Origin of the sequence: Acinetobacter thutiue (assembly GCF_030385805.1) — a bacterium.
Taxonomy (GTDB): Bacteria; Pseudomonadota; Gammaproteobacteria; order Pseudomonadales; family Moraxellaceae; genus Acinetobacter; species Acinetobacter corruptisaponis.
In genome coordinates this window covers 319,510-331,633 of sequence record NZ_JAUDZE010000001.1, presented here as the reverse complement: position 1 = coordinate 331,633, position 12,124 = coordinate 319,510, and the positions used below count along the sequence as shown (strand labels likewise).

Annotated in this window: 15 protein-coding genes; 6 read left to right on the top strand and 9 right to left on the bottom strand. The window is 37.1% G+C overall.

Features of this window, described 5'->3' with window-relative positions; all coding sequences use genetic code 11:
* Positions 1-73: 73 nt before the first annotated feature.
* The 5 genes from QTA56_RS01630 to QTA56_RS01610 all read right to left on the bottom strand — a co-directional run bounded on the left by QTA56_RS01630 (position 74) and on the right by QTA56_RS01610 (position 2,170).
* A complete protein-coding gene (locus QTA56_RS01630) occupies positions 74-301 on the bottom strand; it encodes a hypothetical protein (RefSeq protein ID WP_267979210.1) in 228 nt (75 codons plus the stop codon).
* 54 nt (positions 302-355) lie between these two features.
* Positions 356-787 (bottom strand): hypothetical protein, encoded by a 432-nt coding sequence (locus QTA56_RS01625; protein WP_267979209.1) that lies wholly within the window; start codon positions 785-787, stop codon positions 356-358.
* A gap of 309 nt (positions 788-1,096) precedes the next feature.
* Entirely contained in the window at positions 1,097-1,396 is a 300-nt protein-coding gene (locus tag QTA56_RS01620) for a hypothetical protein (RefSeq protein WP_267979208.1), read from the bottom strand.
* Positions 1,397-1,455: 59 nt separating this feature from the next.
* Positions 1,456-1,689, bottom strand: coding sequence for a hypothetical protein (locus QTA56_RS01615; protein WP_267979207.1), 234 nt, complete (start codon positions 1,687-1,689; stop codon positions 1,456-1,458).
* A 331-nt stretch (positions 1,690-2,020) separates the two neighbouring features.
* Positions 2,021-2,170, bottom strand: a complete 150-nt coding sequence (locus QTA56_RS01610; protein ID WP_267979206.1) for a hypothetical protein — start codon at positions 2,168-2,170, stop codon at positions 2,021-2,023.
* Positions 2,171-2,454: 284 nt separating this feature from the next.
* Between QTA56_RS01610 and QTA56_RS01605 the strand changes: the two genes are divergently transcribed.
* Together QTA56_RS01605 and QTA56_RS01600 are read left to right on the top strand one after the other, a co-directional pair.
* A complete protein-coding gene (locus QTA56_RS01605; RefSeq protein ID WP_267979205.1) occupies positions 2,455-2,640 on the top strand; it encodes a hypothetical protein in 186 nt (61 codons plus the stop codon).
* Positions 2,641-2,909: 269 nt separating this feature from the next.
* The gene (locus QTA56_RS01600; RefSeq protein WP_267979204.1) at positions 2,910-3,377 is read left to right on the top strand and encodes a hypothetical protein; all 468 of its coding nucleotides are present in this window, start codon (positions 2,910-2,912) and stop codon (positions 3,375-3,377) included.
* 138 nt (positions 3,378-3,515) lie between these two features.
* Here the strand turns inward: QTA56_RS01600 and QTA56_RS01595 are convergent, their stop codons facing one another.
* Both QTA56_RS01595 and QTA56_RS01590 read right to left on the bottom strand, forming a co-directional pair.
* Positions 3,516-3,746 carry a hypothetical protein gene (locus QTA56_RS01595; protein WP_267979203.1) on the bottom strand — a complete coding sequence of 77 codons (231 nt, stop codon included), beginning with the start codon at positions 3,744-3,746 and terminating at the stop codon, positions 3,516-3,518.
* Between the two features lie 175 nt (positions 3,747-3,921).
* Positions 3,922-4,455: a glycine zipper domain-containing protein gene (locus QTA56_RS01590; protein ID WP_267979202.1), complete on the bottom strand. Its 534-nt coding sequence runs from the start codon at positions 4,453-4,455 to the stop codon at positions 3,922-3,924.
* Between the two features lie 518 nt (positions 4,456-4,973).
* On the opposite strand from QTA56_RS01590, the gene QTA56_RS01585 reads away from it, so the two are divergent.
* Positions 4,974-5,852, top strand: coding sequence for an IS982 family transposase (locus tag QTA56_RS01585; protein WP_267979201.1), 879 nt, complete (start codon positions 4,974-4,976; stop codon positions 5,850-5,852).
* A 31-nt stretch (positions 5,853-5,883) separates the two neighbouring features.
* Here QTA56_RS01585 and QTA56_RS01580 read toward each other — a convergent pair whose 3' ends face one another.
* Complete coding sequence (locus QTA56_RS01580; RefSeq protein ID WP_267979200.1) at positions 5,884-6,900, bottom strand: AraC family transcriptional regulator; 1,017 nt, start codon at positions 6,898-6,900, stop codon at positions 5,884-5,886.
* 114 nt (positions 6,901-7,014) lie between these two features.
* Here QTA56_RS01580 and QTA56_RS01575 point away from each other — a divergent pair, with 114 nt between their 5' ends.
* The 3 genes from QTA56_RS01575 to QTA56_RS01565 all read left to right on the top strand — a co-directional run bounded on the left by QTA56_RS01575 (position 7,015) and on the right by QTA56_RS01565 (position 10,353).
* The gene (locus QTA56_RS01575) at positions 7,015-8,502 is read left to right on the top strand and encodes a flavin-containing monooxygenase (RefSeq protein WP_267979199.1); all 1,488 of its coding nucleotides are present in this window, start codon (positions 7,015-7,017) and stop codon (positions 8,500-8,502) included.
* 44 nt (positions 8,503-8,546) lie between these two features.
* A complete protein-coding gene (locus QTA56_RS01570; RefSeq protein ID WP_267979198.1) occupies positions 8,547-9,389 on the top strand; it encodes an SDR family NAD(P)-dependent oxidoreductase in 843 nt (280 codons plus the stop codon).
* A 76-nt stretch (positions 9,390-9,465) separates the two neighbouring features.
* The gene (locus QTA56_RS01565) at positions 9,466-10,353 is read left to right on the top strand and encodes an alpha/beta hydrolase (RefSeq protein ID WP_267979197.1); all 888 of its coding nucleotides are present in this window, start codon (positions 9,466-9,468) and stop codon (positions 10,351-10,353) included.
* A 10-nt stretch (positions 10,354-10,363) separates the two neighbouring features.
* Here QTA56_RS01565 and QTA56_RS01560 read toward each other — a convergent pair whose 3' ends face one another.
* A complete protein-coding gene (locus tag QTA56_RS01560) occupies positions 10,364-12,064 on the bottom strand; it encodes an NAD-dependent malic enzyme (RefSeq protein WP_267979196.1) in 1,701 nt (566 codons plus the stop codon).
* Between the last annotated feature and the right edge of the window lie 60 nt (positions 12,065-12,124).

The following is a 12,124-nucleotide window of genomic DNA, read 5'->3' as shown; positions in this document are numbered from 1 at the left end:
GTCCTGCCTGATTTAGATGACCCTAGATAACCACCTCAACAATATTGTTATTGTTGAGGTGCCTCCTGCCTGTTTAGCTCATCAGCTTGAACAACTTGCCTGTTCTTGGGTGTACAAAGGTAAAATCATCATTCAAGGGAATCACCTTGTCCGTGATCACCACCTTGAATAAAGGCGCCCATAACATTCCAGTATTGATTAAATGTGGATTCAATGTCTTTTCAAAAATCTGTTCAACAATGATCCTGTCTCCTGTTTCACTACTCGCATCAACTTCTTTCAACATATATCGTTTAGACATATAAAACTCCTTTTAAGAAATCGTCATTTGAGAATGATTATTTGCTTAGCTTATTTAGGGAACGGCTTCTTGACTTTTAAAGTATTCAACAATTTCCTCTCCCTTATTATCAGATTTATTCACAATATTACCTGAATCATCATAATAATAGGTTGGTAAAACCACCTTGCTTTTCTGACAAGTCATATCTTTTTTATCGGAATAAGTAATTTTCTGAATAAACCCAGCAAGCCAGAGTATATATTCATCAGAGTTTTTACTTTTCGGCAGAATACTTAAATCAAAGTTTATTGATAATCGACCTGAATTCATCAATAACTCTTCAAAGTTAATATAGTTGTATAACAGCTTAAAATCCGTTTTCTTAATTTCCTTTCTCAACTCTATCATTAAGTTATTAAGATCCTCTACAGGCTCATCAGTGAAACCTTTCGATGTTTTTACCTTAAAGTATATTTTTTCTGCAAGTTTCAAAAATTGTGGCATGACTTTATTCCTGTAATTTTTCTTACTGGAATTTTGCCTAATTTAATGTAATTAATTGTTAATATTCTTTTGAATTGTGAAATAATTATGATTTTTAACAACATAAAAATTACACAATACTTGAATCAAGAAACAAAACAAAAATTCTATGTGATGCAAATCACAATAATTATGTAAATTTACCATTTCTTCTTTAAGTCCTATTTAAGAAGAAATTATATTGAAATAATAAAAACTATTTTTTAATAGTGGTTAAATATTATTCCTAAAGAGTTAACCACTATATTTAGTCATTTAAATAATCTTTATTTAATCAGGGCGAGTTCTACTAGATAAACTCGAACCTGACTTTTCAGGTACGACTCCTGATGCATCATTTTCGATGAATGCTGGGGTTGAAGCACCATTATTATAATCATCATGTAATTGATCATTATTTAACTGATCACTATTTAGCTCGTCTGTATTTGTAGGGCGACTTTCCATGGAATGAGGAGAGGTATTTGCCTCATCCTGTTTCATCATATCTGCATCCCTGTTTCTATCGCATCCAGCTAAACCAAGTATAAAAGTTAGTGCTAGGCTTGTTAACATTAGTTTTTTCAACATGGTGTACCTCACTGTTTCATAAAATTAATCCATAAAATTTAAGTAAATTTTAGATATACTCATCTGCAAATCGCAGCATTTCGTTTTTTTCTTTCACTGGCCAACTTATTTTTACGTCGTCCAATAAATTCTTTATCATTTCCTTGATCGTATTCTTTATTATATTTGGAATTAGATTTATACTTTTCATCAAGCATCATTTCCCATTCCTCCAAGTGAATACTTCTATCCAAGCTTGTTACTGAACCGTAAATATCTTTTGCAATCTGCTGTGAATTACCTTTAATCTTCATTTGTATTTCCTTTTATTCATGAGGCATAACCTTTAAATATTAGATAACCTGTATAAAATATATTTCATAGATCTATAAAAAAACCTTTATCATGTATCTTTTTTTATCAACGTACACAACCACAAAATAAATTATTGTTTTCAATTAAATTTATATTTATAAAAAATAATATTTTTACTTTTTATTTACAAGAAAACAAAAAATTTACACAAACAAACACAACAATATATTCTTACATTAAATTATAGAATCTGATCCAAAATAGCTTACCAACAAAAAAAGAAGCTTAAATTTAAGCTTCTTTTTTACTTTAATAGATTAATTCAGGTATTTACTTAATATTCTTTTTCTCTTTGGTATCATGGGATAAATGATCATTACCATGATGCTTATCATCAGAGAGTCTAGTTTTATCCTTATGGGATTTATAATAACAGCCTAAAGCCACACCTGTTCCTAAAGTAATAATGGTTTTTAACATGGTACACCTCTTCAAAAATGAGAACATTTCTATAAATAACATCTTTTTTGTTAATTTAATGAGTCATTTTTCTATTTTCATTTTAAAAAAGAAAATTTATGTAAAGATATAAATTATAAAAAACCCTATAATTCAATAGATTATCAGATCAGCATAAAAAATAGAATATTTTGAAACAAACCAATGGGATAAAGATATAAGAATTAAAAATTTTAAATTATCTTGACAAAACCTATAAAAAATCTGGAGTATAATTATCCTATTAATTAAATCAGGAAAATAATATGGCTAAGATCAAGTCCTTTGAATCCAATTCTACTGAAGAAATGGAAAATAAAATCAATGAATGGTTAAGAGAAGAGCTTTCTCATCACCACAATAAAATTAATATAAAGCAAATTAGCCATTGCTATATCAATAATGACAACTCATATAGGATTAGTGCCCTGATCGTATATGAATATATATAAATTAAATTTCTTATCTTAAAAACCCGATATTTTGAATATTTTTATTTCTCCCAGTTGCTATTTAGTATTTATTAATTTTTATTTTATCTATTTGGAATTTATAACAAATTTAAAAATAATAATATAAGAAATCAAAATTCATTAGTATTCCTAAACAATACTTGTTTCATAAAAGTCTCATTACTCACATGAATGTTCACAATGAATACATTTAGAAACATAAAATCCTACATAATTTCTAAAAGATAAGGATTTCATAGGAGGAAAAAATGCCACAGATATTACGCATAGCTGAAAAAATATATAAAAAACTCAATGAGAATAAAGAATTTAGCAATGATCCTATAGAGAATCTCAATAAACTGATTGTTGAGATACGCCAAGAAATCAAGGGTACAAAACTAAAGCTACTCTACAATTTTATTGATTTTGAAGAATGTTTAAACAAACCAAACCATGATTGTAAGGTAAAACTCGATATTAGTCTCATTCCGATCATCAAGAATGAGGGCGAATTTATACTTTGGCTTGCGGGCTTTATAGAGAAAATTACAACAGACGGTAAAAGAAAGCTCCCTCCCTTAAGAAAAGATATCCCACCAGATTTTACATTTAGCACCCAAAAAGAATTAAAAAAACCAGTCACTAGTCGAAATGAATATTCACAGACAGGAGAACAGATTAACTCCTATTTCAAGTCTGAAGAATTTATAACTGCCTTTAATAAGGGGCATTAGTTTGTAATGATAGAAGTGTGCTCCTGACCGTTCGCACTTCTATTATTTTGCTGAATTATTTCAGCAACCGCCTGTACGGGGCGGTTTTCTTTTAACAATGAATATAGATTTAATGAAATAACTTGAAGTTAAAACTGATTACAGATTAAATCTTTTATCATTAACAGGTGAAACCAATTTATAGACCTTACCATCGGCTTCATCCTCAAATAATAGGTCTATATTTGGAAAAATAGTTTTTCCCTCCACCTCAATATATTCAACTCTCTTAAAAAAAGGAATATCGTTGTCTTCCAAGTCATTTAACTTTGCAACGACTATAGATTCATTTTCTTCCTGATCCTTGACGATCACAGTAATCTTATCCATATCCTGTATCCTAAAAATTTATTTAAAATAAATATGTTATTTTTCCATAGATTTGTCGACCTATTGTTTGTAACAAGGCTTATAATTATTATACTGTCTCAATATTTTGTAAAAAAATATAAAAAAGAAAAGCCTTAATAAAAGGCTTTTCTTTTTTCAAATTAAGTTAATCTGATTATTTACGATTACGATTCCAAGCATCACGGGAAGCAAGTTTTGCCTCATCCCAAGACAAGCGCGATTCAGCTCTTGATTTTTCCCAATTGACTTTTAGCTCTGGCTCAATCTCTTCAAATGCCACATCAGGATCATAAATTACATCATTGTCATAACCTAAACGATACGCCTGCTGATAATCCCGTTCATAATTCAGGTCTGGATAATTCGCCTTGCTTGTACCATAGTAAGGCTGATTGATGTAGTTTTCACGCCAATAGGCATCTTCAACCGTTGGATCAATTGCTTCACCAACCGCACTACCAGCCAAACCACCCACGACAGCGCCAACTGCTCCACCAACCAATGTACCCAATGGCCCACCAACACTACCTACAGCAGCTCCTGCCGCCGCTCCACCTACAGCACCCACGCCTGTTCCTACGGGATGTGAACCAGGTTCACCAGTGATTGGATCAGCATTCAACTCTTTTTTAACCTCATCTGGAGCATTCTTAATTTGCTCACGATCAAAATCATCTGCATGTGTCATTTCTATTCTCCTTAAAATGGATAAATCACTGTAAGAGTTACATTCTTAATAGAATCTTCAGTGAAGTTTAAATTGTCTATTCCACACTAAAATAGGATTTTGTTAAAAAACAGGCCTAATATTTTCTTAAAAGTTAAAATTTATAGTGTTTAGTAACAGAAGAAACATATTGAAATACTAATTTCTTTGTTGCATTTCATATAACAACATATTAAAAACAGATATTCTGCAACAACATTTTTTAATTACAAAAATATTTTTTTAGATTATATACAAAATCATTCAATACGTTATTTATAAATAGTATGGTTTTATTTAGTTTTTCAAATAAAATATATTCATTAGAAATAAATCAATTCTTATATTTCAATAAAGTAATAGATAACATTTAAGTATATATATTTTATCTAAGAATAAAATTTTAATATAACCTGAATTACGGATAAGAAATTGACTTGAAAAAAAAGTAGTTAGAACAATTTAGAAAGTTACGACACAACCTAAAAGCTCTAACTACCATGTACGATTTTACAGAAATTTTTTGTAGTGTTGATGATTTTTTCAAAAAGTTTGAACCTATCTATTGGCAATTCCTCAAACAGGAGAAGAAACGTCAACGTATCCGACAGGCCAAACTCTCCTTGTCTGAAATTGTGACGATCTCTATTTGCTATAAAGCTTCTCAAATGCATAACTTTAAAGCTTTTTTCCAACTTCTATGTCAATGTGAAAGCAGGTTGTTTAAAGAGTTACCTTGTTATAAAAATATACTTACTCTTATCAATCAACATCAGCTTGCGATTCATGCTTTGCATTATGCGTTAAATCAGCATAAGGAAGATTCATATCTATGGATTGATTCGACACCTTTGCCTGTATGTAAAAATAAAAGAATTCCTAAAGAACATCATGCTTTAGATGATATTGCTTCTCGTGGTAAAAGTTCTATGGGGTGGTTTTATGGTTGTAAATTACACCTGTTGATGAATCATCAAGGGGAGATTGTAAATTCAGATATCTCGAATGGACATATTGCTGATATTAGAAAGGTAGAAAAACTAGTTGATGGATTATCAGCAAGAGTCTATGGTGATCGGGGATATATCAGCCAAGCACTAAAAGAAACTCTTAAAGAGCAAGGCATTGATTTAATTACCTATCCTAGAAATAATATGAAAGTTATGCTATTACCATTTTCTGATGAATTTCACTTACGTCAACGAAAAAGAATTGAAACGTTAATAGGTTTACTGAAAGAAAAATACCATTTGGTCACAGGAAAACATCGTTCAATTGCGGGTTTCTTATCAGGTGTATTTTCCTCTTTATGTGCTTATCAGCTTTGTCAGAAGAATAAGCCTCAAATTCATGTGGTTAATTCTTTGGCTTATCCGTAACTGGGGTTAATATAATTAAAACCTTAAAAAATTATTTCCTATTTAACCGAGCGGCATGAGGTGTTTTTCCATACCAGCGCTTATAGGCATGAATAAAACTTGAGGGTTCTGCATATCCAAGCCATTCAGAAATTTGCTCAACTGAGGTCTGTGAAACAGACAAATAATAGTCTGCAAGAATCTGTCGCACCTCTTCCCTGATTTTAAGAAAGGTCGTATCTTCCTGAGCCAGATGACGGCGCAAGGTTCGGGAATTAAGATGGAGATGATCAGCCACATTTTCCATTGAGGGAATTTCTCCTTTGGCATTCATTAATGCCTGCCGTACCTGATGGGCATATTTTTTTTGAGATTGCCGTTTATCCAATATTTGACGGCATTGTTCTTCAGCGGAATATAAAACCAGCTCATTTGCCATTCTTAGTTTTTGGTCGACTTTCTCCCCATTCAATACCACATAATTTTTTGAGGTGCCAAATTCTGGAACCACTCCAAATAAATCGATATACGGTTGTATATCGCCTTGAGGCTGAAATGAAAACGCCAATTTCTGACAAAAGTTATCCTGGATTAAATCTCGTTGAACTGTCAGTAAGGCGGCGGCATCCCGTTCAATAATAAACTGCCAAAGTGTATGGGGAATTGCCTCATCGACCTTAAGATCAATTTGAATTGCATTTTCCTGTTGTGAAACAATAAACTGGGTAAAAGCAAACGTTAATGGAAAGTAGGCCAGTGCAAAATTCAATGCTTCACGGATGTTGGCACTACTGATCAGGGCCAGACCAAGTGAACCAAAGGTGGTGAAATGATAACGCGTCCCCACTTCCAACCCCAGAAAAGGCCGATCTGCACATTGTTCAACGAGGTTACGAACCAGTTGTAATTCCTGCTGGGCAGAAACTGTCATGTTGGGGTCGAGCAGTTGCTGTTGTTGCAGACCTGTTCCTTTTAGGATCAATTCATGGCAGACTCCGAGTTCCACCGCAAAATCTGCCATCAGCCGAACACTATGGATGCTGCGCTCATACGTCCATAAGTACTTCAATGTACATTTCCGTTTGTCCTCTAATCACAATATTTTGTCCGCATCCATCCTCTAAATCAACAGGTGAAACGACTATTCTGCACTCAGGAATCTATATTTTATCCAGAGCAGGTTATGTTTAAACAGGGATCACATTCAAATAAAAATATTCGTATCGCAATTATAGGAACTGGGTTTGGTGGGTTGGGACTTGCAATTCGTCTCAAACAGGCTGGATTTCAGCAATTTACCTTATTTGAAAAGGCCAATGATGTTGGCGGGGTCTGGCGTGACAATACTTATCCTGGTGCTGCCTGTGATGTGCCCTCTCATCTCTATTCTTTCTCCTTCGAGCAGGATCTTGGCTGGAAAAACCGTTATGGCTCATCACAGGAAATTCATCAATATCTACGCCACTGCACTGAGAAATATCAGCTTTATCCACATATTCAATTTAATACAGAAATTGCCAGCGCCGATTTTGATGCAACTCAGGGCATTTGGCATATTCAAAGCACAACAGGCGAAAAGTTTGAGGCTGAATTTTTAATTGCGGCAGTAGGTCAACTGAATCGTCCTGCCTATCCAAAAATTAAAGGTCTGGAAAATTTCAAGGGTAAAACATTTCATTCAGCCCGTTGGGATCATGACTACGAATTAAACAATAAGCGTGTAGCCGTTATTGGCACTGGTGCAAGCGCCATCCAGTTTGTTCCTGAAATTGCCAAGCAGGTGGCGCACCTGGATATTTATCAACGCTCCGCACCCTATGTCATTCCAAAACCTGATCGTCTCTATTCACCCATTGAGCGCAAGGCATTCCAAAAACTTCCTGTGCTGCAAAGCCTCGATCGTATCTTTCAATACAGTTATAACGAGATTCGTCTAAAAAGCTTTACCACAACCCTCAATGAAATGCCGTTGGCAGAATATATTTTCCAGCGTCATATCCGAGAGGAAATCAAGGACCCTCATTTCCGTCACCGTTTAATGCCAGACTATCCAATTGGCTGTAAACGTATCCTGATTTCCAATCACTGGTATCGCAGTCTGGTTCGCCCGAATGTTGAAGTTATCAATGCTGCCATTCAGGAAGTCACTGAAAATGGCATTATAGATCAGGATGGGAACTTACGTGAGGTTGACACCATCATTTATGGCACGGGCTTTACCGCAACCGACTTCATGGCACCGATGCAGATTAAAGGTCTGAATGGCATAAGCTTAAAAGAGGTATGGCAAGATGGCGCGGAAGCTTATTTAGGTTTAACCGTCAGTGGCTTTCCTAATTTCTTTATGCTGTATGGACCAAACACCAATCTTGGACATAATTCAATTGTGTATATGATCGAAAGTCAGGTGAACTATATTCTTGATGCAATTCAAGTTTATCTAAAGAAAAATTTACGCTTTGCCGATCTAAAGCCTGAAAGCCAGCAAAAATTTAATCAGGAAATTCAGGAAAGAATGAAAAGCACCATGTGGTCACAAGGCTGTAACAGTTGGTATCAAACTGCCACAGGAAAAAATACCAATAACTGGCCTGGTTTTACCTTTGAATATCGTCAACGCACCCGCCGTTTTGATATTGAAAATTATGCGCTAACACCAAGGCAATCTTAATCATTAATGATATTTGTTTGATTCAATAATATAGGGAAACTTAGATGAAAAGCTTTAACAATAAAGTTGCCGCCATCACAGGCGCAGGCTCAGGCATCGGTCAGGCAATTGCAATCGCATTGGCCAAACAGGGATGCAACCTTGCCTTATCAGATGTTAATGAAAATGGACTAGCCAATACTGTTGCCTTATTACAGGCCTATCCAGTTAAGGTCACCAGACAAGTGGTGGATGTGGCAAAACGTGAGGAAATGGCAAGCTGGGCAAAATCTGTGGTTGATCAACATCAACAGGTCAATCTTATTTTTAATAACGCGGGTGTTGCGATTGGTAGCACTGCCGAGGGTGTGAGTTACGAAGACCTTGAATGGCTGATTGGCATCAATTTCTGGGGCGTAGTTTATGGCACCAAAGAGTTTCTACCCTACCTAAAACAGAGTGGCGACGGACATATCATCAATATTTCAAGTATGTTTGGCTTGACTGCCCAACCGACTCAAAGCGCCTACAATGCCAGCAAGTTTGCAGTGCGCGGCTTTACCGAGGCATTACGTCAGGAACTGGATATAGAAAAGTTGGGCGTTAGTGCAACTTGTGTTCATCCTGGCGGTATCCGTACCAATATTGCCAAGGCAGCACGGATTAATAACAGTGTAACGAGTTTAGGCATGGACCCTGCAAAAAGTCAGGATGCATTTGACAAAATATTGCGCACTCCTGCTGAAGAAGCCGCAGCGCTTATTTTAAAAGCTGTACAAAAAAATAGCCGCCGCTTACTGATTGGTGCCGATGCCAAAGCCGTGGATATTCTCCAGCGCCTTATGCCACAGGGATATCAGAAAATATTTGCAACAGCGACCGCTTTGCAGGCACGTTTTCTTAAATAAGTTTAAGATCACTTTTGTTCATTGACCATCCATAGATGGTCAATCTTTTTTTAATAGCAGATATGAGTCGTTATTTATGAAGCAAGTTCTCGCCTGGACCATCAGCCATACCTTGCGCCCTGCCTTATCGCCTAAAGTTCCACTGAAGATTCAACGTTTATGCAGTGATCTGGCAAGCACCATCTTAATGGGTCCATCTGGTTATAAAACACAGAAACAAATGATTGGTCAGATTCCCACCCTCGAAATTCAGCCTAAAACCACATTAGAGGGTTATGGTGTTTTATATTTGCATGGTGGTGGCTATGTGGTTGGCAGTGCCAAAAGTCATGCCAAACTGGCAGCACATCTTGGTCATGCCATTCAGGCCAAAGTATGGCTTCCTGAATACCGCTTGGCTCCAGAACATCCAAGCCCTGCCGCAATGGAAGATGCCTTGTTTGTGTATAAAACACTGTTAGCGAATGGACAGGACCCAAACAAATTAATCATTGCTGGGGACTCTGCTGGCGGTGGTTTAAGTCTATTAACAGCAATAGCGATTCGTGAAGCTGGACTGCCACAGCCTGCTGCACTGGTGCTGCTCTCTCCCTGGGTCGATTTAAATTTATCAGGGGAAAGTTTAAAGACTCATATTGCCCGTGACGCAATGCTGAGTCCAGAATGGTTGCAATGGTGTGCACAAAATTATTCTGGCAAGCAACAAGCAACCTCTCCATCCTGCTCTCCACTTTATGCCGATCTAAGCGGTTTAGCACCCACCTTAATTCATGTGGGTACAGAAGAACTGTTGTTGGACGATGCAAAACGCATCGCACAAAAACTAGAGAAAGATGGCGTAACTGTTCAATCTAAGATCTACGATGGCGTGGGGCATGTTTTCCAGTTTCATGCAGGAATTTTAAAAGAAGCCAACCAATCTATACGGGAAATTGCTGACTTTGTGCATCAGTATCTTAGCTAAATGTTTTGAGCTAAAATACCACCCGACGATAATTTCGATACTCAGGTGTCCAGAAATTGTGTTCTATTGCCAGTGCCAGCGCATCATTACTCATGGGTACAGCCAAGCCATCCGCCATCGCAGCTTTTGCCACCTTAAACGCAATAAACCTGGAAACTTGCTGAATATCGTTGATATTTGGCAATAAATCGGCTGCCGCATTCTTCAAGCGTGGTGAACAGTCCGCCAAGGCGGTACTTGCAGCCATTAACATCGCATCGCTGATATGGCTTGCTCCACATGCAATGACACCCAGCCCTATGCCAGGAAAAATATAGGAGTTGTTGCACTGGGCAATTGAATAATATTTTTCCTGAAAATAGACAGGTGCAAATGGGCTGCCTGTCGCCACAATTGCTGCACCTTGTGTCCACTCAATAATATCTTTAGGCTGTGCTTCCACTTGGGAGGTTGGGTTGGATAGTGGCAGTATAATTGGGTGCTTATAATATTTAGCCAAGGTCTTGATCACCTCTTCGCTAAATAATCCAGCCTGTCCAGAGACACCGATCAGGATGCTTGGTTTGGCATTTTTCACCACATCCAGAAGTGAAACCAATTCACCTGAATATTCCCATGCTGTAATGGTATGAACTGGTGTGGCAAGTTTTTGCTGGAAATCCAGCAGGTTTGGCTGCTGATCTGTCATTAGGCCAAAACGGTCCACCATAAAGATACGTGAACGGGCCTCATGGTCGCTTAGGCCCTCATCAATCATTTGCCTTACAATATGTTCAGCAATTCCACAACCTGCCGAGCCTGCCCCCACAAAGGTAATGGTTTGGTCCTTGAGTTGTTTACCCTGTGCCCGCGATGCTGCAATGAGTGTCGCAACCGTCACCGCAGCCGTACCCTGTATATCATCATTAAAACAGCAAATTTTATCCCGATACTGGGTGAGTAACGGCATGGCATTTTGTTGGGCAAAATCTTCAAACTGGATCAGAACATTTGGCCAACGAGCACGCACCGCAGCAATAATTTCTTCAACAAACTGGTAATATTGCTCACCCCGAATACGTGGTTGCTTCCAGCCCATATAAATTGGATCGTTGAGTAATTCCTGATTATTGGTACCCACATCAATGGTGATTGGCAAGGTATAGGCTGGGCTGATGCCACCACATGCGGTATAGAGCGATAACTTTCCAATTGGGATTCCCATCCCGCCAATGCCCTGATCACCTAGGCCAAGAATACGTTCGCCATCCGTGATCACGATGACCTTTACATTTTTCTTATTCACATTATGAATAATCTGGTCAATGTATTGGCGTTCAGGATATGAAATGAAAATGCCACGATGACGGCGATAAATATCTGAGAACCGCTGGCAGGCCTCACCCACTGTTGGGGTATAGATGATCGGCAGCATTTCATCCAGATGCTGGCCGAGCAGGCGATAGAAAAGGGTTTCGTTGGTGTCCTGTATATTTCTTAGATAAATATGCCTGTTTAGGTCGTTGTCGAATGAAAGGTACTGCTGATAGGAACGTTGTGTTTGTTCCTCAATGCTTTCAATGTTGTAGGGAACCAAGCCATGTAAATTGAAATTTTCCCGTTCCTCTTCAGAAAAGGCAGACCCCTTATTTAATAAAGGAAGTTCTAAAAGAGCATTTCCAGCATAAGGAATATACAAAGGTTTTTTAGTTTTACCAGAATTCACAAACATACCGTACTCTTTAAATGTTCCGTCACATATCAAATTTTATTCACTTAAGTTCCGCAGGCT